This is a genomic window from Ensifer sp. Root954 (assembly GCF_001429005.1).
GTDB classification, from domain to species: domain Bacteria; phylum Pseudomonadota; class Alphaproteobacteria; order Rhizobiales; family Rhizobiaceae; genus Ensifer; species Ensifer adhaerens.
The window spans coordinates 42,643-61,520 of sequence record NZ_LMJM01000024.1; the positions used below are offsets into that span (position 1 = coordinate 42,643).

Annotated in this window: 22 protein-coding genes; 13 read left to right on the top strand and 9 right to left on the bottom strand. The window is 63.2% G+C overall.

The window, feature by feature from the left end:
• Positions 1-121: 121 nt before the first annotated feature.
• On the bottom strand, positions 122-1,078 hold the full coding sequence (locus ASE71_RS18100; RefSeq protein ID WP_034788760.1) for a helix-turn-helix domain-containing protein: 957 nt from the start codon (positions 1,076-1,078) through the stop codon (positions 122-124).
• A 249-nt stretch (positions 1,079-1,327) separates the two neighbouring features.
• Here ASE71_RS18100 and ASE71_RS18105 point away from each other — a divergent pair, with 249 nt between their 5' ends.
• The 6 genes from ASE71_RS18105 (at position 1,328) to ASE71_RS18130 (ending at position 8,602) form a co-directional block, all read left to right on the top strand.
• On the top strand, positions 1,328-2,509 hold the full coding sequence (locus ASE71_RS18105; protein WP_060518716.1) for a benzoate/H(+) symporter BenE family transporter: 1,182 nt from the start codon (positions 1,328-1,330) through the stop codon (positions 2,507-2,509).
• A 154-nt stretch (positions 2,510-2,663) separates the two neighbouring features.
• Positions 2,664-3,272 carry a 50S ribosomal protein L25/general stress protein Ctc gene (locus ASE71_RS18110; protein ID WP_034788765.1) on the top strand — a complete coding sequence of 203 codons (609 nt, stop codon included), beginning with the start codon at positions 2,664-2,666 and terminating at the stop codon, positions 3,270-3,272.
• Between the two features lie 259 nt (positions 3,273-3,531).
• A complete protein-coding gene (locus tag ASE71_RS18115) occupies positions 3,532-5,916 on the top strand; it encodes a putative bifunctional diguanylate cyclase/phosphodiesterase (protein ID WP_060518717.1) in 2,385 nt (794 codons plus the stop codon).
• 113 nt (positions 5,917-6,029) lie between these two features.
• Complete coding sequence (locus ASE71_RS18120; RefSeq protein WP_034788770.1) at positions 6,030-6,764, top strand: substrate-binding periplasmic protein; 735 nt, start codon at positions 6,030-6,032, stop codon at positions 6,762-6,764.
• Between the two features lie 67 nt (positions 6,765-6,831).
• Entirely contained in the window at positions 6,832-7,551 is a 720-nt protein-coding gene (gene pth / locus ASE71_RS18125) for an aminoacyl-tRNA hydrolase (RefSeq protein WP_034789041.1), read from the top strand.
• 58 nt (positions 7,552-7,609) lie between these two features.
• Positions 7,610-8,602, top strand: a complete 993-nt coding sequence (locus tag ASE71_RS18130; RefSeq protein WP_060518718.1) for a hypothetical protein — start codon at positions 7,610-7,612, stop codon at positions 8,600-8,602.
• Between the two features lie 35 nt (positions 8,603-8,637).
• Here the strand turns inward: ASE71_RS18130 and ASE71_RS18135 are convergent, their stop codons facing one another.
• Positions 8,638-9,267: a TetR/AcrR family transcriptional regulator gene (locus ASE71_RS18135; protein WP_034788776.1), complete on the bottom strand. Its 630-nt coding sequence runs from the start codon at positions 9,265-9,267 to the stop codon at positions 8,638-8,640.
• A gap of 118 nt (positions 9,268-9,385) precedes the next feature.
• Between ASE71_RS18135 and ASE71_RS18140 the strand changes: the two genes are divergently transcribed.
• Both ASE71_RS18140 and ASE71_RS18145 read left to right on the top strand, forming a co-directional pair.
• Positions 9,386-9,946, top strand: a complete 561-nt coding sequence (locus tag ASE71_RS18140) for a GFA family protein (RefSeq protein ID WP_034788778.1) — start codon at positions 9,386-9,388, stop codon at positions 9,944-9,946.
• Positions 9,930-10,232 (top strand): DUF6958 family protein, encoded by a 303-nt coding sequence (locus tag ASE71_RS18145; RefSeq protein WP_034788781.1) that lies wholly within the window; start codon positions 9,930-9,932, stop codon positions 10,230-10,232. Before ASE71_RS18140 ends, ASE71_RS18145 begins: the two co-directional genes overlap by 17 nt.
• 58 nt (positions 10,233-10,290) lie before the next feature.
• Here ASE71_RS18145 and clpS read toward each other — a convergent pair whose 3' ends face one another.
• Complete coding sequence (clpS, locus tag ASE71_RS18150) at positions 10,291-10,602, bottom strand: ATP-dependent Clp protease adapter ClpS (RefSeq protein WP_034788786.1); 312 nt, start codon at positions 10,600-10,602, stop codon at positions 10,291-10,293.
• Positions 10,603-10,753: 151 nt separating this feature from the next.
• Positions 10,754-11,320: a hypothetical protein gene (locus tag ASE71_RS18155; RefSeq protein ID WP_034788801.1), complete on the bottom strand. Its 567-nt coding sequence runs from the start codon at positions 11,318-11,320 to the stop codon at positions 10,754-10,756.
• A gap of 189 nt (positions 11,321-11,509) precedes the next feature.
• Here ASE71_RS18155 and ychF point away from each other — a divergent pair, with 189 nt between their 5' ends.
• Entirely contained in the window at positions 11,510-12,613 is a 1,104-nt protein-coding gene (gene ychF, locus ASE71_RS18160) for a redox-regulated ATPase YchF (protein WP_034788804.1), read from the top strand.
• Between the two features lie 59 nt (positions 12,614-12,672).
• Here the strand turns inward: ychF and ASE71_RS18165 are convergent, their stop codons facing one another.
• Positions 12,673-13,779, bottom strand: coding sequence for a hypothetical protein (locus ASE71_RS18165; RefSeq protein ID WP_063891160.1), 1,107 nt, complete (start codon positions 13,777-13,779; stop codon positions 12,673-12,675).
• 188 nt (positions 13,780-13,967) lie between these two features.
• Here ASE71_RS18165 and ASE71_RS18170 point away from each other — a divergent pair, with 188 nt between their 5' ends.
• The 3 genes from ASE71_RS18170 (at position 13,968) to ASE71_RS18180 (ending at position 15,241) form a co-directional block, all read left to right on the top strand.
• Positions 13,968-14,420 carry a MaoC family dehydratase gene (locus ASE71_RS18170; RefSeq protein ID WP_060518721.1) on the top strand — a complete coding sequence of 151 codons (453 nt, stop codon included), beginning with the start codon at positions 13,968-13,970 and terminating at the stop codon, positions 14,418-14,420.
• Entirely contained in the window at positions 14,420-14,890 is a 471-nt protein-coding gene (locus tag ASE71_RS18175) for a MaoC family dehydratase (protein ID WP_082566317.1), read from the top strand. The genes ASE71_RS18170 and ASE71_RS18175 overlap by 1 nt, the downstream gene beginning before the upstream one ends.
• A gap of 138 nt (positions 14,891-15,028) precedes the next feature.
• Positions 15,029-15,241 (top strand): hypothetical protein, encoded by a 213-nt coding sequence (locus tag ASE71_RS18180; RefSeq protein WP_060518722.1) that lies wholly within the window; start codon positions 15,029-15,031, stop codon positions 15,239-15,241.
• Between the two features lie 45 nt (positions 15,242-15,286).
• Here the strand turns inward: ASE71_RS18180 and ASE71_RS18185 are convergent, their stop codons facing one another.
• On the bottom strand, positions 15,287-15,832 hold the full coding sequence (locus ASE71_RS18185) for an adenine phosphoribosyltransferase (RefSeq protein WP_060518724.1): 546 nt from the start codon (positions 15,830-15,832) through the stop codon (positions 15,287-15,289).
• A gap of 194 nt (positions 15,833-16,026) precedes the next feature.
• Between ASE71_RS18185 and ASE71_RS18190 the strand changes: the two genes are divergently transcribed.
• Complete coding sequence (locus ASE71_RS18190) at positions 16,027-16,212, top strand: DUF1059 domain-containing protein (RefSeq protein WP_034788815.1); 186 nt, start codon at positions 16,027-16,029, stop codon at positions 16,210-16,212.
• A gap of 45 nt (positions 16,213-16,257) precedes the next feature.
• Here the strand turns inward: ASE71_RS18190 and ASE71_RS18195 are convergent, their stop codons facing one another.
• The 3 genes from ASE71_RS18195 to ASE71_RS18205 are packed head-to-tail and all read right to left on the bottom strand — an operon-like array spanning position 16,258 to position 18,766.
• Positions 16,258-17,517, bottom strand: coding sequence for a CCA tRNA nucleotidyltransferase (locus ASE71_RS18195; protein WP_060518726.1), 1,260 nt, complete (start codon positions 17,515-17,517; stop codon positions 16,258-16,260).
• Complete coding sequence (locus ASE71_RS18200) at positions 17,514-18,146, bottom strand: CoA pyrophosphatase (protein WP_060518728.1); 633 nt, start codon at positions 18,144-18,146, stop codon at positions 17,514-17,516. The genes ASE71_RS18195 and ASE71_RS18200 overlap by 4 nt, the downstream gene beginning before the upstream one ends.
• On the bottom strand, positions 18,143-18,766 hold the full coding sequence (locus tag ASE71_RS18205; protein WP_034788824.1) for a DUF1285 domain-containing protein: 624 nt from the start codon (positions 18,764-18,766) through the stop codon (positions 18,143-18,145). Before ASE71_RS18205 ends, ASE71_RS18200 begins: the two co-directional genes overlap by 4 nt.
• Between the last annotated feature and the right edge of the window lie 112 nt (positions 18,767-18,878).

Consider the following 18,878-nt stretch of genomic DNA (forward strand, 5'->3'; position numbering starts at 1 on the left):
GCAGCCCCCACGTCCCAATCAACGTAGTCACCCAAGCACGAAGACCGCCGTAAGGCACGTCCCCTCTCCCCGTATGCGGGGAGAGGGCTATGGTGAGGAGCAGATCGAGAATGTTGTGCGGTCAGTTGACCTGAAGCCGCTTCATCTTGCGGTAAAGCGTGGCGCGGCTGATGCCGAGCAGATCGGCCGCCATGGAGACATTGCCGTTGGCGCGCGAGAGCACCCGTCGAAGCGCAGCACGCTCCGCATCGGGAAGCTCGCCGGCATCACCCGACGTATCTTCCCGCAGAAGGTCAGAGGCCGGAACTCCGGCGGCAATGCGTTTGTCGTCGAGATCGAGCCATTGCCGGGCTGCACGCGTTGCGCCTAGCACGAGGTCGTCGCGGTCGACGGCGAGAAGCGCCGGCCCGGCGCGATCGACCGGGACCAGCACGATGCGCGCGCTGGCAAAGGCGCGACGGAAAAGGCCTGCCTCGATGCGCGCAGCCGCGTCGCGCACCGCCTGCGACAAGAGCGACATGGTCATTTCGGAGGCGTCCGAGCGGCAGGTGGAGATATCGATGGCCGCGGCCAACCGGCCGAGATGGTCGCGGATCGGCGCCGTGGTGCAACTGAGGCCGATATTGCTGCTGAGGAAATGCTGGTCGCGCTGGATGACGACGGCGCGCTCGTCGGCGATCGCGGTGCCGATGCCGTTGGTGCCGACGCTTGCCTCGCTCCAGACCGTACCCGACCAGAGCCCGACATCGCGAAAATCGGCATCGTCGCCGACGGCGCCGCGGCGTTCCAGCGCCACGCCCTTGTCGTCGGTCAAAAGCAGGCAGCAGCCGGCCCGGCCGACGGTGGCGAACAGCCGGTCGAGTTCACCGCCCGCTTCCAGGATCAGCTCGGCCGACCTCTGCCGGGCAAGCTCGAACTCCATGCCGGACAGTCTGAGCGGCTGACGCCCCTCCTCAGGTGCCAGCCCATGCAGCGTCATGCACCGGCGCCACGAAGCGGCGATCGGCGAACTGGCAGCCGCCGACGGCTGGTGCGCAACCTTGTAGACATAGTCCGAATGTTCCCTGACGGCAGCCATCGGCTTCCTCCCTGAAAGCGTCGTCCGGCGAAATGTCGACACGGCCGATCTCCCAAGCGAGCCGCATCCACGGGCGCCACTATAGCCGTCGTTTTCCGCGAAGGTCCAGCCAGACGAAGGTTCGAGAGCCGGCGTCCGTCAACGAGTTTGATCGGTGGATCACGCCGCCGATATCGACAGAGCGCCCGAATGTGCTACGCGAAAGGATCAAATTGCCGCGACTCAACCTCACAACAGCCGGTTGCCGCCATGCTTCGTGCCTTTTCGCTCCAGAGCCTGTTCATGGGCCTGCTGATCGCCTTCGTCGGCTTCGCCAGTTCCTTTGCCGTCGTGCTGCACGGGCTCATCGGCGTCGGCGCCAGCGAAGCGCAGGCAGCCTCCGGGCTGATGGCGCTGTCGATCTCCATGGGCCTTTGCGCCATCGTCATCAGCGCCGTGACGCGGCTGCCGGTCAGCATTGCTTGGTCGACGCCGGGCGCCGCCTTGCTTGCGAGCGCCGGCATCGTCGAAGGTGGCTTTAATGCCGCTGTCGGCGCCTTTCTCGTCTGCGGCCTGCTCGTCGTCGTCGCCGGCCTCTGGAAACCGCTCGGCCGCCTGGTCTCCTCCATCCCGGCGCCGCTCGCCAATGCGATGCTGGCCGGCGTGCTGCTCAGCCTCTGCTTTGCCCCTGTCAAGGCGATCGCCTTCAATCCGCTTTTCGGCCTGCCGATTCTCATCGCCTGGGCACTCGTCGGCAGCATCAACAAGCTCTATGCAGTGCCCGCCGCGCTGATCGCCTTCGTGCTGGTCATCACCTTCGGCGTCGAAATCCCGGCCGGCGCCTTTTCCGCCCTCTCCTCGGCGCTGGTACCGACCGTGGAATTCGTGATGCCGCAGTTCAACGTCGCGGCCATGATCAGCATCGCCCTGCCGCTCTTCATCGTCACCATGGCCTCGCAGAACATTCCCGGCATCGCCGTGCTGAAGGTCAACGACTATCACCCGGAGCCGGGACCGCTGTTTGCGACGACCGGCGTCTTTTCGATGTTGAGCGCCCCCTTCGGCGGCCATGCGGTCAATCTGGCTGCAATCACGGCCGCCATGTGCGCCGGCGGCGATTCCCATCCGGATCGCAACCGGCGCTACTGGTCGGCGATCAATGCCGGCGCCTTCTACATTCTCTTCGGCCTGCTTGCCGGCGTCGTCACCACCTTCGTCAGCCTTGCGCCGTCGATTCTGATCGAGGCTGTGGCGGGCCTTGCCCTCGTCGGTGCCTTCGCCGGCTCCGCCATGGCCGCCTTTACGGACCCGAAGACCCGTGAGCCGGCCGCAATCACCTTCCTGGTGACCGCGTCCGGCGTCAGCTTCGGCGGTGTTTCTGGCGCCTTCTGGGGGCTGATTGCAGGCGGTGCCATGCTGGCGCTCGCACGTTTCACCGGTAAAAAGAGCTGAAACCGCGGCAAAGCTTGCATTTGCGGGGGATCTCGTCTATGGAGCGCCCGTCCGCGTAGACACCCTTGGAGGCAACGCGGATGAAGTCCTTGCGGCTTCAGTTCTTCCGCATGGCGGTCGAACTCTCCAGCATTAGACACAGAAAGGTCTATCCATGAGCCACGCATCCTACGAGCTCAAGGCCGAGACGCGCGAACGGGTTGGTAAGGGGTCCTCCCGTGAACTTCGTCGCAACGGTCTTATCCCGGCTGTCATCTACGGTGACAAGCAGGCCCCCCTTTCCATCGCGCTCTCCACCAAGGAAGTGACGATGAAGATCCACGCCGGCGGTTTCATGACCACCGTCGCAACCATCGACGTCAACGGCGAAAAGATCCGCGTCCTGCCGAAGGACTACCAGCTGGATCCGGTCCGTGACTTCACGATGCATGTCGACTTCCTGCGCGTCTCCAAGGACAGCCAGGTTACCGTTGCAGTTCCGGTTCACTTCGAAAACGAAGAGAAGTCCCCGGGCCTCAAGGCTGGCGGCGTTCTCAACATCGTTCGTCACGACGTCGAACTCAACGTTTCGGCTAACGACATTCCGGAATTCCTGACCGTTGACCTCTCCGGTCTCAAGGTCGGCGACGCCATCCACATCTCCAACATCAAGCTGCCGAAGGGCGCGACCCCGGTTATCACCGATCGCGACTTCACCATTGCAACGATCGTTGCACCGGCCGGTGGCGTGAAGGAAGAAGCCGAAGGCGAAGCAGAAGCCTGATTGGCCTCTGGGCGACCGGCGAAAGCCGGTCCCGCCGCACTTCATCGAAAGCCCGTCCCATTCGTTTGGGGCGGGCTTTTTGCATTGGCGGCTGCCCGCCGGCACTCGGCCGCATCGATGCCGCGCCCCACGAATTATCATGAAGCGATTTCAGCAACATTTAAGATTTTGATGATGTTCTTCTGACGGGGAAAATGGGCTTGTCTGAAGAGAATTCTGATATGAGATGGGTGGCAGCTGCTTCTGAGGCGTGCATGCGATGATGCACTCCGTGGAGAACCGGTTTATTGCGATTGTCTGCGGCGCGATGCTCGTCTTCATTGCCCCGCTGCTTGCACTCTTTCTCAGCATCTCCAGCGATCGCATTGCACGCGAGCGCCTGCACAACATCGAACTGTTGATGGCCGCGAGCGCCGAGGCGCTCGGCAAGCCCATCTGGGACTTTGACAGTGACGCCATCAAGCACATCGCCCGTTCGCTGATAAACGGCACCGACATCCTCTCCGTCACCATCCGCGACCAGTCCGGATCGATCCTCGCGCAGATGCCGCTGGGCGGCGTGTTGCCGAGCACCAAGGACCGGGTCCTCATCCTGCCCATTTCCTATCAGTCGGTCGATGGCATGAAAGAGGTCGGACGCATCGAAGTCAGGGTCCCGACGCCGGGTCTGCTGTCGCAATTCAGCAAGGACGAACTGGCGATTCTCGCCATCCTGCTTTTTGCGGTCGCGATCGTCTTTGCCGCTGCGCTCGTCGGCAATCGCTTTACGGTGATGCGCCCGCTGATGCGCCTGACCGCCGCGATCGAGGCTACGCGCCGGCTCGGGTCTCGCCACCGCGTCGACTGGACCTCCGACGATGAAATGGGCGCACTCGCCGCCAACTTCAACGAGATGCAGGACCGCCTCGAGCGCGAAGAGACCGAGCTGAAGAACGCCCATGAGCGCGTCACCGACATCTACAACCTGACGCCGGCGATGCTGTTTTCGCTGGATGTCGACGGGCGCCTGCTCGCCGTCAGCGACTATTGGCTGCTGGCGACCGGCTACAGCCGCGACGACGTCGTCGGGCGCGACTTCATCGATTTCGTCGATCCGCACTGGCACGAAACCTATCGCAGCCACGCCAAGACGATCGCCGTTGCCGATCACGCCATCCGCGAAGTGACCGTTCCCTTCCGCAAGGCGGATGGCGAAGCGATGACCGTGCTGATCCAGGAGACGAAGGCGACCGGCGAGAGCAGCCTGTCGCTCTCGGTCATGACCGACGTGACCGCGCTGAAGCAGGCGGAAAGCCGCAACCACACCCAGGCGATCACCGATCACCTGACCGGCCTGTTGAACCGCCAGGGTTTCGAGGCCGCGCTCGACGAGGCGATCACCGAGGCCGATCAATGCGGCATGCAGCTCGGCTGCCTGTTCATCGACCTCGACCGCTTCAAGTGGATCAACGACAATTTCGGCCATGCCGCCGGCGACGAAGTGCTGCGCCAGACGGTCGAGCTCATACAGGCCGCCCTGCCGCCCGGCGACATCATGGCCCGGCTCGGTGGCGACGAATTCGCCATCCTGCTTTCCGATCCGAACGCCGGGAACCTTGCGGCCGAGATCGGCGAGCGCATCGTCACGGCGCTGCACGAACCGATGGCGATCGCCGGCAACGAGCTTTTCGTCAGCGCCAGCGTCGGCATCGCCGTCTACCCGACTCATGCCGAAAACGCCTCCGACCTGCTGCTGAAGGCGGACATGGCGATGTATGCGCGCAAGCACGACGGCAAGAATGGCCTGCAGGTGTTCGACGCCGGCATGCTCGACGCCTCGCGCGAGCGCCACGAGATCGAGCAGTGCATCGAAGCCGGCCTGAAGGACGATCACTTCGAAGCCTGGCTGCAACCGATCGTCAGCCTCGCCGATGGGCAGATCGCCGGCTTCGAGGCGCTGATGCGCCTCAACCACCCGGAAAAGGGCCTGATGGCGCCCGGCAAGATCATCGGCATCGCCGAAGAAACCGGCATGATCACCCGCATCGGCGACCAGATCCTTGAAAAGGCAATCCGCCATCTGGCAGCGATCTCCGAGCTCGACGGCACCCAGAACACCTATCTCGCTGTCAACTTCTCACCGCTGCAGTTCGAACTGACGCTGCCGCACAAGCTCGCGGCCCTGCTTCTGAAGCATCATATCTCGCCGAGCCGGATCGTCGTCGAGATCACCGAAGCGGTGCTGATGCTCGACAATCCGGAAGTTCACTCGGTGCTGAAGCAGCTCAACGAATTCGGCTGCCGCATCGCGCTCGACGATTTCGGCACCGGCTATTCGTCGCTGAGCTATCTCAACCGTTTCCCGGTCGATATCGTCAAGGTCGACCAGTCCTTCACCCGGTCGCTGAGCTCCGGCACCGCCGATATCCGCCGCAAGAGCCGCATGCTGATCAAGGGCATCCGCACGATCTCGCACCAGATGGGCTGCACCGTCGTTGCCGAGGGCATCGAGACGAAGGAACAGTGGCAGCTGCTGCGCAAGCTCGGCGTCGATTGCGGCCAGGGCTATCTCTTCAGCCGGCCGATGCCGGTCGACCGGATGCTGGCCATGCTCGAAAGCGACTCCGAGGCAAAAGCGGCTTCCGCACCCAGCATGCGGGCATGAGTTCACCCACCTGGTTCCCTGGGGCGCGGGAGAGCTTTAGGGCCTAAGGTCGGGCACAGGCCGGGGATAGAAAAGATCCGTCGCAAGGCGGACGCAGAAGAGGAGGAAAGGATGTGAAGGCGCTGATCGCAGCATTATTCCTTGGTCTTGCAACGACGGCCGAGGCTCAGACGATCAAGTTCGTCACCGAGGAGTATCCGCCTTACAACTTTTCGACCGGGGCCGGCCCGAGCGGTGCGGCCGTCGACCAGGTCAAGCTCATCATGGAGCGCCTGAAGCTGCCCTATACGATCGAGGTTCTACCCTGGGCGCGGGCTTTCATGCTGGCCGAGACCGATCCCGCCTATTGTGTTTTCACCACCGGCCACGACGCCGAGCGCGACCGAAACTTCCAGTGGGTCGAGCCGCTGCTGATCGACCACATGGTCATGGTCCGGCAGGCCGGATCCGCCATCGCGCCGGCATCGCTGGAGGACGCGCACCAATATACCGTGGGCACGCAGCGCGAGGATTTTTCGGCGTCCTATCTCAAGGAGCACCGCTTCCCCAAGATCGACTATGCGGCCAATCTCGACTCCAGCCTGAAAAAGCTGCTCGCCGGCCGGGTCGATCTTTTGATGACGTCCGAAAAGACCTTCGAAAGCATGCGCAGCGAAGGCAAACCGGTGGAGGCCGCGCTGGTGCTGGAAGGCAAGCTTTACGGCATCGCCTGCCATCGCGACTTTCCCCGCGATATCGTCGCCGCCATGCAATACGAACTCGACCGGCTGATCGGCAACGGCACCCAGGATGTGATCTTCAAGCAATATGGGCTCAAGCCCAATGCCAGCCTGCAGGCGGAGAAATAGGCGTTGACTTCCGGGGGGTGCGGTGTTTTTGGATGGCATCACCCCGAAATCATGAATGCGCAGCACCATGTTGATCATCGTAGGGCTTGGCAATCCAGGTTCGAAATACGCCGCCAACCGGCACAATATCGGCTTTATGGCGGTTGATGTCATTCACCGCCGGCACAGCTTTTCCTCCTGGTCGAAGAAGTTCAAGGCCGAGATCGCCGAGGGCGACATCGGCGGCGAGCGCGTTCTGTTGATGAAACCGCAGACCTACATGAACCTGTCCGGCGAAGCGGTCGGCGAGGCCATGCGCTTCTACAAGCTGCAGCCGAAGGACATCACCGTCATCTATGATGAACTCGACCTGCCGTCTGCCAAGGCGCGCATCAAGGTCGGCGGCGGCCATGGTGGGCATAACGGCATCAAGTCGATCGACGCCCATTGCGGCAAGGACTATCGCCGCATGCGGCTTGGCATCGGCCATCCCGGCGTCAAGGATCTGGTGCATGCCCATGTGCTCGGCGATTTCGCCAAAGCCGACCAGGCCTGGCTGGTGCCCCTGCTCGACGCCATCGCCGACAATGCCGACATGCTGGTGCGCGGCGAGGATTCCCAGCTTCTGAACAAGATCGCGCTCGCGACCGGCGGCAAGCCGGAGGCGGAAAAGGCTGAAGGCCCGAAGAAGCAGGGCGCGCAATCACATATCCGCCAGGCGCGCAATTCCGCCCAGCCGAAGAAGCTTCCGGCAACCGGCCCAATGGCCGACATGCTGAAGAAGATGTTCGGCTCGAAGAACGACTAGCTTCCCCAATCCGGAACGCGCCCTAGCTTGTGCAATCGAAACGGGTCAGATCGACCCGATGGCACAAGCCTGGAGCACGCCCGTGACCGACCCGGTGATTGACTGGCTTCTCGCATCGGATCCCGCAATTCGCTGGCAGGTGATGCGCGACCTGCTGGACGCCCCAGAGTCTCTATGGAAAGCCGAACGGGCCAAGGTGGAGACCGAAGGCTGGGGCGCCAGGCTTCTCTCGCATCAGGATGACGATGGGCAATGGGCGGCAGGCGCCTTCATTCCCGCCGGTTTCGACGCGCACGAGTGGACCGAGCACGGCCAGCCCTGGACGGCAACGTGCTTTTCGCTGTCGCAGCTGCGGGAGTTCGGTCTCGACCCTTCGTCCGATCGGGCCCGACGAACCGTCGACCTGATCGGCGCCAATTCGCGCTGGGACGAAGGCGGCCAGCCCTATTGGCAAGGCGAAGTCGAGGAGTGCATCAACGGCCGCACCGTTGCCGACGGCGCCTATTTCGGCGTCGACGTTTCGCGGATCGTCGACAGGCTCGTCGGCGAGGCCCAGGCCGATGGCGGCTGGAACTGCGAACGGGCAAACGGTTCGCTCCGGTCCTCCTTTGCCACCACCATCAACGTGCTCGAAGGCTTGCTTGCGTTCGAAAGGGCGACCGGTGGCACGCCACAGTCCAAGGTGGCGCGCCGGGCCGGCGAGGACTATCTGCTCAAGCGCCATCTCTTCCGCCGCCTGAGCACGGGCGAAGCCGCCGACAAGCGCTTCCTGTGCCTCTGCCACCCGAGCCGCTGGCGATACGACATCCTGCGGGCGCTCGATTACTTTCGCGCCGCGACGCTCCTTTGCGGTGCGGCACCTGATCCACGGCTCAGCGAAGCGATCGGCCATCTGCGTTCGAGGCGGCTCGAAAACGGCGCATGGCCGCTCGACTGGCGCCCCGCCGGACGCGTGTGGTTCGACGTCGATGACGGGGTCGACGCCCCTTCGCGATGGGTGACGCTCAAGGCGATGCGCGTGCTCAAATGGTGGGACGCCCACTTGCCGTGAAGGCGGCGCGGCTGAGCACAGTCCGTATCCATCCATCACCCGGGCCTATGGGCCGCCAGAAAGATCCGCACCGCCTCCGACGCATGGGCTCGGAGAACCTCCGGCGTCGGAATGGCGCTATCTCCGAGCAGCATGGCGTCATTTACCGGCCCGCCCATGACCAGCCAGTTGAAGAACCCGCCGGCGACCTCGGCGTCCTTCACCCGAATGTCGCCCTTCTCGCCATAGCGCCTGAAGGCGACCGCCAGCCGCCGGATCGAGCGCATCGGCCCGCGCTCGTGCAGCGCTTCGCCAAGCTGCGGAAACCGCTCCACCTCGGCGATGACGAGACGGCGAACCTGCATCAGCCGCGGCGTCATCACGATCGTCAGCAACTGCGTGGCATAGTCGAGCAGGAAGTCCTCGATCCGCTCGTCGCCATCGGGATCGGCCACCTGCTCCTGGAATTCGTCGCCTGCTCCCCCCGTCATGCTGCGCACGACTTCGAGAAACAGCGCCTCCTTGTTCTGGAAATGGGAATAAACCGTCTGCTTCGAGACCTCCGCCGTCGCGGCGATCTCGTCCATGTTGGTGCCGAGAAAGCCGTGCTTGAGAAAGAGATCACTGGCTGCAGCCACGATCAGTTTGCGGGTGCGCTCCATGCGCGTCTTTGCGCCATTGCTCAAACCTGCCCCCCCCTGCCGTATCTCACCAAATCACTTGGCTTACAGAATAGGCCAGTCGGATTGACAAATCAAACTGGACGGTCCAGTCTAGTTCGCGAAGTCGGATCAGGAGATGGCCATGGCCAAACCACAGGAAAGACATCGCATTGCCACCTGCCGCTGCGGGTTAGTTGCCTTTGAAGCCGCCGGCGAGCCGATCGTCGGCGCCGCCTGCTACTGCACCAGTTGCCGCACCGCCGGCGAGCGTTTCGAGGCCTTGCCGGAGGCGTCGCCGGTCATGGAAGCCGACGGCTCGACGCGGTTTGCGCTCTACCGCAAGGACCGGATCCGCTGCGTCAGGGGCAGCGACCTTCTGCGCGAACACCGGCTGACGCCGGAAGCGCCGACGCGCCGGGTCATCGCCAGCTGCTGCAACTCGGCCATGTTCCTGGAATTCAAGGGCGGTCACTGGCTGAGCGTCTACAATCAGCGTTTTGCCCGGGACGAACAGCCGCCGCTCGAAATGCGCACGATGACGAAGGATCGCAAGGCCGGCGTCGAGTTTGCCGACACGCTGCCGAGCTACAAGACACATTCGGGCCGCTTCATGTGGCGGCTTTTGACCGCCTGGGCGGCGATGGGATTCAAGGCGCCGAAGATCGACTATGTGAAAGGCGAGGCCAATGGCATCCCAGGCTGAGAAGATCGAGATCGAAAACATCGTCTCGCCCGGCCACAAGTACCGCGTCGACCGGATGAAATACGAGGCGATGCGTGAAGCCCTGCTCGCGGTGCTGCCGCCCTCAGCACCGGGCCTGACCGTGGCGGACGCGAAGGAGCAGCTCCTGCCCTTGCTGCCGCAGGACCTTTTCCCCGGCGGAGCGAAGGCGGGCTGGTGGCTAAAGGCTGTACAGCTCGATCTCGAAGCCAAGGGCACGATCGAGCGCGAAGCGAGCAAGCCGCTTCGCCTGCACAGGAAGCCATGAGGCAGGCCGATGGCCGCCGGGCATTTCCCCGGCCGCCGCCAACTATTCATGAGGCCTGCTAGTCCTCTGGTTCGGTGGTGAAAAGCAGCGGGAAACCCGCTTCCTTGGCGAGATCGGTTGCTTCCTTGGCCTTGGTTTCGGCGATGTCGCGGGCGCAGACGACCACCACGCAGCTCCCCATCTTGTGGGCCGTCATCATCACCCGGTAGCCCGCCTCCTCGCTCATATGGAACACGGCCTTGAGCACGCCGACGACGAACTCGCGCGGCGTGTAATCGTCATTGAGCAGCATGACCCTGTAAAGCTTCGGCCGATCGAGCTTCGGCTTCACCCTCACTTTGACTTTTCTGGCAACCTCGTTGTCACTCATGGGAACCACCCCGTTGATGACAGATTGGCCGGCACCACCGCGGGGCAGAACCGCCTCGGCGCACCGTCAGACGCACCGGCGCCGAAGGCGCACTATCCTACGGGCGCAGGTGCCGATCAAGCAAAAGCAAGCGCACGGACGCAGGCGGAGATCAGCGCCTCCCCCAATGGCCGACGAACATCGCTGCTGCTTCGTCATAGGAGCGGGCTTTTTCCAGCGCCGCCCTTGCCTCTTGCTTGCGCGCCAGCAGCGCATGGAAGAAGCAATGCACGAAAAGCGGCGCGTCCGCTCCTTCCGGCGAGCCGTCAGGCGCAACGTAGAGGGCCGCCCCTCCCTTTTTGACAAAGGCATCGCCGTAGCGCTTGCCACCGGTCTCGCAGCAGGTGCTGAGCACGATCTTGCCGTCAAGCCTGGCATGTTCGGCGATAACGGCGGGCGGCAGGCTGCCCTCGATGAGCATCGAGGTGTCGATTTCCTCGATGTATTCGCCAAAGACGAAGCCGTTCTCGTCGCCGTGGCCGGAAATGATCAGGTGCTGGTGAACGAGCTCGCCGCCAGCGAGCAAGGTCAGGAAATCGCCTGGTGTCCCCGGCAGATGCAGCGTGACGACGGCGCCCATGCTTTCGAGCGTCGCGCGGATCAACAGCGCCTCGAGTGTGTCGCCAATATCGACGACGGCAACCGGCACGCGCGGAAACAAGAACTTCTGGTCGATCAATGCGGGGCTCCTCAATTTCTTGGCCGCCGAACAGGGCCGGCGAAAATCCGAGCGCATATGCGGCCCGAAGAGCACGCGTTCAACGGCCTCGACCCCTTATTTACCGTGAACAGGGCCTGCGCCCTTGACCGGGGAGCGCCCTTCCCGCATAGCCACGCCAACTGAATTTTAAGATACGGACGAGACCCCATGGGCTTCAAATGCGGTATTGTCGGACTGCCGAACGTCGGCAAGTCCACGCTCTTCAACGCACTCACCAAGACGGCAGCGGCGCAAGCGGCCAACTATCCCTTCTGCACCATCGAGCCGAACACCGGCGAAGTGGCGGTGCCGGATCCGCGCATGCGCAAGCTTGCCGACATCGCGAAGTCGAAGGAAATCATCCCGACGCGCATCTCCTTCGTCGACATCGCCGGCCTGGTGCGCGGCGCATCGAAGGGCGAAGGCCTCGGCAACCAGTTCCTCGCCAACATCCGCGAAGTGGACGCCGTGGTTCACGTGCTGCGCTGCTTCGAGGATGACGACATCACCCACGTCGAAGGCCGCATCAATCCGGTCGCCGATGCCGAGACGATCGAGACCGAGCTGATGCTCGCCGACCTCGACAGCCTCGAGCGCCGCACCGAGCAGACCCGCAAGCGCGCCGGCGGCAAGGACAAGGATTCGATGGCACAGCTTCCGATCATGGAAGCCTCGCTGAAGCTTCTGCAGGACGGCAAGCCGGTCCGCACGCTGCTTTCGACGCTCGATGCCGAAGAACTGCGCATCCTGCAGGGCCTCAACCTCCTGACCGCGCATCCGGTTCTCTACGTCTGCAACGTCGCGGAAAGCGATGCCGTCGACGGCAACGAACACACGCGCGCGGTTGCCGAAATGGCCAAGGCGCAAGGGGCGGAAAGCGTCGTGATCTCCGCTGCCATCGAGTCGGAAGTGGCGCAGCTGCCGGAAGAAGAAGCCAAGGAGTTCCTGAGCGCGCTCGGTCTCGAAGAAGCCGGTCTCGACCGACTGATCCGTGCCGGCTACAAGCTGCTCGACCTCATCACCTATTTCACCGTCGGCCCCAAGGAAACGCGCGCCTGGACAATCCAGCGCGGCACCAAGGCTCCGCAGGCTGCCGGCGTCATCCACACCGACTTCGAGCGCGGCTTCATCCGCGCCAACACCATTGCCTTTGAAGACTACATCGCACTTGGCGGCGAAGTGGGCGCCAAGGAAGCCGGCAAGGCCCGCGACGAAGGCAAGGAATACGTCGTCCAGGACGGCGACGTCATCCACTTCCGCTTCAACACGTAAGACCTGTCGCTCTGATCCCGCACTCAAGGCGCGGGATCGGAGCGCATCAGAACTTGATACTACGGCGCGGCATGCAACCGCGCCGTTATCGTTTCCGGCAAGAGGTCGATGACCATGCGGCGCAGCCGCTGCCAGAAAATCCCGATGAACAAGACCGTTACCCCGACGACCGCCAAGGCGATGAAGACGTAACTGTCGAGCGATGCATTGGTCTTGCTCAGCACGGTCCAGATCGCGCCGCCCAGCGACAACAGCCCCGATGTGACGAAGGCGCGGCGGTCGATGACGAGCCCGACCAGCATGAACACGGCGACGATCACAATGGCGGAAGTGGCCTGATTGAAGCTCGCCTGTCCGTCCCACCACGTTGCACCGCCATTGACCAGGAACACCAGTCCCATCAGCGAGTAAAGCAGAGCCGGCGCGGCTGCGAGATGCAGCCAGAAGGCGATGTCCGAACGGGTGGTGAGCCGCTGCGGGTCCGAAACGTCGTAGCGCATGGCGATCGCGAAGACAGCCAGTGCCCCGACGAGCAGGGTCAATGGAAGCAGCAGGACGTAATCGGGGTTGGCCACGTCGATACCGAGGGCCCTCTCGAATGCGAGCAGGACCGCCACCACGCAGGTGAGCGCGATCGACAGCACCAGACCGGCCAGCGCAAGCGGAACGCGATAGCGCCAGTAGAACAGCGCCAGCGGGATCGGGAAGGTAGCAACGTAGACCAGGGTGAAGGTAAGCGGGTGCCAGGTGTCCTCATGATCGTCCACCAGCCACATCGACGTCATTGCGACCCAATGGACGAGCGCGAGCGTCAGCACCACCGAAGGCAGCGCCAGACGCTGGCGCCGCACGAGAATTTCCGCAAGCACGAGAATGACCGGCAGCGTTGCAAGCGGACCGGTCAGGCCCCACAGGCCGATGAGCACGACCACGATGCCGATGGTGATCAGGATGTCGTGAAAGCCTCTGATGAAGCGCGGCTGTTCGCTGTCTTCCGCCGCCCGCGCATCGAGCGCGGCGTCGGCCCTGTCGGCCGCGGCATCCGATGCCGCCGGTCCGAAACGGAAGCCGCGATCAGCCAGATAGACTTCGAGATCGCGCACCTGATGCGCGGATATGATGCCTTTTTCGGCTGCGCCCGCGAGCGCTCTGTTCAGTTCGGTCACGCGCTTTCCTCAGTCAAGACACGAGCGGATGGGACGGAATATCAGCTGGTTGCATGGACAAGAGCCAAGCGCAACCGCGAAACGTCGCGAGCGACCTGCGATGTTGCGCATCTCCGCTCAAATCGATTCCGCTTCCGGAAATTATGCAGTAGGTAATGCGGCAACAAATCAGACGGGACAAGGCAAGCATGCTCTACTTCGAGGATTTTTCCGAAGGCCGGCGGTTCGACTACAAGCCGGTCGAGATGAAGCCACCGGAGATGATCGCGTTTGCCCAGGAATTCGATCAGCAGCCGATGCACCTCGACGAGGAAGCGGGAAAACGCAGCATTCTTGGTGGTCTCGCCGCCTCCGGCTGGCACACCAGCGCCATCGGCATGCGCATGATGCTCGATGCCTTCATGGGAAATTCCACGTCCCAGGGCTCGCCCGGCATCGATTTCATGGATTGGAGGAAGCCGGTCATTGCCGGTGACGTGCTCTCGGGCTTCAGCCTCGTGCTGGAGGCGCGCCGTTCGAAGTCGAAACCCGATCTCGGCATCGTCAAATTCCGAAACGAAATCAATAACCAGGCCGGTGAACCCGTGGCGGTTTCCGAATGCTCGGTTCTCTTTCGCTGCCGCGACAAGGGCAAAGCCTGATGATGACGATGGAAGAATTCTACGCGGCCAAGAGCCGGACCGTGATCGGCAGCCTGACCTTTACGGCCGAGGACATCATCCGGTTTGCCACCGACTTCGACCCCCAACCCTTCCATCTCGATGCGGAAGCGGCGCGGCATGCGCTGTTTGGCGGCCTTTGTGCCTCGGGCTGGCATACCTGCGCCGGGTGGATGCAGTGCTTCGTCAAGTTCTGGCGAAACGAGCAGCGGCGGCTTGCCGCGGAAGGCCTGAAGGCGCCGAACCTCGGCCCCTCACCCGGATTTCGTGACCTGAAATGGCTGAAGCCCGTCTATGCCGACGACACGGTCACCTACTTCGTCACGTTTCTTGAAAGCCGGTCGCTTGCTTCAAAGCCCGGCTGGCGGGTCAACACGATCCTGTGCGAAGGCGAAAACCAGCACGGCGAAGCGGTGATCCGTTTCGAGAGCAAGGTCATCGAGTTCGTCTGACCGGACGAAACCGGCCAAACACCATCATTTCTTAAAATCGCCTTTCGCCGGGTGTACACTCTCGGGATAAAGGTTGCGCGCCCTTGGCCGCGCCCAAGCGGCTTGCGGGCAGCGACCATTGCTAGCGGAGGAGCGGCTATGGAAAAAACCCACGCCCGCGAACTGGCGGACGAGTATCTGCGTCTTGGCGGTCACCGTCGCGTCGTCATCGATGATAACGAAACATCGGTCAGAAGCTGGGAAGACGAGCCGCCGGAAGCCGAAAAATTCTGGCTCACCGAAGTGGAGACATTGTCGCCGGCAGCCCAGCGCGAAGTGCAATTGATGCTGCGGACGATCAACCGCATGTAGGCCAAAGGAAGGGCGCGGTTCCCGCACCCATCCCGCAACGACCGATCAGTGGCCCTCGAACTCGATCAGCGTGCGGACATTGACGCCGAGCGCTTCGAGTTTCTTGCGCCCCCCGAGTTCAGGCAGGTCGATGACGAAACAGGCGGCGACGATCTCGGCGCCCATCTGCTTCAGGAGCTTGGTGGCCGCTTCCGCCGTACCGCCGGTCGCGATCAGGTCGTCGACCAGGATCACCTTTTCGCCTGGCTGGATCGCATCCTTGTGCATCTCCATCTCGTCGACGCCATACTCCAGGCTGTAGGCGATGCGCACGGTGTCGTGCGGCAGCTTGCCCTTCTTGCGGATCGGCACGAAGCCCGACGAGAGCTGATGCGCGATCGCACCACCGAGGATGAAGCCACGCGCCTCGATGCCGGCGATCTTGTCGATCTTGGTGCCGGCATAGGGATGCACCAGTTCGTCGATCGCGCGGCGGAAGGCGCGCGGATTGCCGAGCAACGTGGTGATATCGCGAAACATCACGCCCGGCTTCGGATAGTCAGGAATGTTCCGGATGGCGGCCATCAGTTCCGATTGAACGGTGGAGGTCATGGGCAAAAGGGCCTTTGCGTCTCTTGTTACCGCAAACCCATAACACCATCGGCCCGCTTGTCTATAACGGTTTCTTGTCGCGCGTTCGGCGGGAACAATTGGCCGTGCCGGGGGTTGATGCTACTCTGACCGTGCGGTCGCCCGACCGGCGCGCCGCGCTCTCGCATCAAACTTACACAGGGAAGGAAGCAACCATGCGCCTGTTTGAATGCGGTTCCCTCGTCCCGGGTTGCGAATGGCACACCCGCGCCGACAACGATGCCGAAATCGTGCGCCGCGTCGTCGACCACATGCGTGAAACGCATGGCGAGACCGTCATCCGCGAAAACATGATCGACAACATCAAGGCCCGGATCACCGACGAGTCCAAGGCGGCCTAGCCGTCCGGCCAAGGCGGCTTAAGCCGTCCGGCCAAGGCGGCCTGATCAGGACGGCTGCACCATGGCTTCGAGCCGGGCGACAAGGTTTGCCCGGTCGAGATTGAAGTTGCGCTCGATCCAGAGATTTTCGAGTTCGCCGAGGATTTCCCCCACACGCGGGCCGGCCGGCACGCCGGCCTTCAGGACGTCACCGCCATTCAGCGGGAAGCTTGGCCGCTTGAAGGCCTCGGCCCGCGCCAGGAGCCGCCGCAGCGAAGCGGTCTCGGACAAAAACGCCGGGTCGCCTTCCGACTTGCGCCGCGCTGTTGAGAGCGCCAGTCGCAGTCTTACGACGATCCCTTCCACGCCATGACGATAGAGCAGCCGATCGAATGCCGTGTCGACGGTCGTCGCCGGGACCGCAGGCGCCTTCGCCCAGCGGCTGAAATAGGCAGCCTCCGCCTTCGAGACACGCAGACGCTCTGCCATCGCCTCCAGACGCTCCTCATCCGGCGGCACGATCGCGGAAAGGCGCAGAAGCGGGTCCGGCTTCCAGCCGAAGGCTCGCTCGGCGGCAACGAGTTCCGGGATTGCGTCGATGCCCCATTTCTCGGTTTCCGGCAGGATTTCGGTGAGCACGCCGGCCTGGCGCATCCAGAGCAGCGCGCGGCCGGGATCATCGGCCGAAAGCAGCTTCTTCGTTTCCGCCCAGACCCGCTCGGCCGAAAGCGTTGCAAGCTTCGAGCGCGCACGGGCACAGGCACGCAAGCCGTCGGCATCCGGCCGGCCGCGGCCGTAATGGGCGAAGAAGCGGAAGAAGCGCAGGATGCGCAGATAGTCCTCGGCGACACGCTCGCTGGCATCGCCGATGAAGCGCAGCGTCCGCGTTTCGATGTCGGCGAGCCCCCCGACATCGTCGAAGACCTCGCCGCGGTCGTTGGCGTAGAGTGCGTTGATGGTGAAGTCCCGCCGCTCGGCATCGGCCTTCCAGTCGGTGCCGAAGGCCACTTCCGCACGGCGGCCATCGGTCGCAACGTCACGGCGAAGCGTCGTGACCTCATAGGGCGTGCCGTCGATGACGAGCGTCACCGTGCCATGGTCGATGCCGGTCGGCACCACCTTGATGCCGGCTGCCTTCGCCCGCTCGGCGACTTCGTCGGGGCGCCAGGTGGTCGCCATGTCGATATCGCCGGCCGGCAAGCCCATCAAGCTGTTGCGCACTGCGCCGCCGACGACCCGGACTTCGCCGCCGTCGACATTGAGCACATCGAAAACGCGACGCAGAGAAGGCGTCGAGAACCAGCCTTCGCCAGCAACCGAGGTCATGCATAAAGCCTTTCATAGAGCATGCGCAGAATTCCGGCGGTGATACCCCAGATGTTGCGGTCGCCATAGGGCATCCGGTAGAAATGCCGTTCCTCGCCCTGCCAGTGCCCGCTGCCGCGATCGTGATTGCCGGGGTTCATCAGGAACGACAGCGGCACCTCGAAGACGCTTTCGACCTCTTCCGGGTTGGGAACCAGTTCGAAACCCGGCTTGACCACCGCCAGCACCGGGGTGATGCGGAAACCGGACATGGCCATGTAATGCGGAAGCCGGCCAATGGTTTCGACGAAGCGCGGATCGAGCCCGATCTCTTCCTGCGCCTCGCGCAACGCCGCCACTTCGACCGACCGGTCTTCGGGGTCCACGGCACCGCCCGGAAAGGCGACCTGGCCGGAATGCTTGCGCAGGCTGGTGGTGCGCTGCGTCAAGATAACCGTAGCATCGTCGCCATCATCAACAACAGGCACCAGGACCGCGGCATCCTTGAGCTTCAGCGTCTCCAGATAGGGCACGATGCCCGGATTGAGCAGGAAGTCGCCGTGCTCGCGCCAGGAGGTCTCGATCGGCCCACCCATCTGGGTCAGCGCCCGACGACGAAACTCGTCGGCTGAGAAGGGATGTGCATTCATCGGGAAAGCGCTTCCAGCTCGGCTGCCGGCATGATCGGGAAGACCGCACCGCCCGAGCGCACGCAGAACATCTCGGTGCCGTCGATCGCAACCGTCTCGCCGAGCTCGACGATGTCATACATGACCGGCCGCGACACCAGGGCTTCCAGCCGCCCTCGAACATGCAGGTAAGGCTTCAGCTCGCGGTTCTCGCCATGGATGACGAAGCGCAGCGGATGCTCCGGCCCGGCTTCGACCACGTCGCCGACATTGGTGCGGAAGGTCAGGACCTGCCCCTCCTCCCCCTCGGTCACGCTCATCTCGACGGCGACAAAGGGCGCATCGACGATGCGGATGCCGACCTTTTCCACAGGCGTGACGAGATAGGTGCGCCCATCCTCGTCCTTGCGCAAAACGGTGGAAAACAGCCGCACCAAGGGCTGCCGGCCAATCGGCGTGCCCAGATAGAACCAGGTTCCGTCGGCGCGGATCTCCATGTCGATGTCACCGCAAAACGGCGGATTCCAGCGGTCCACCGGTGGCAGGCCGCGCGCTTTTTCGCCGGTCTGCCCGGCGGCACGCGCAATCAGGGCCGCCAGTCCGGCCGCATCGCCGGTTTGCTGAATTTCGGCTTCTGCCATTGTTCCGTCCCGTTTGACCTCGATTTTGCATCGAGACCTTTGATATCTCACGAGATAGTGCGTCGGCGCCGACTTGTCAGCCGTCCGGCAGGGTCTAAATTGGATTTTGGCG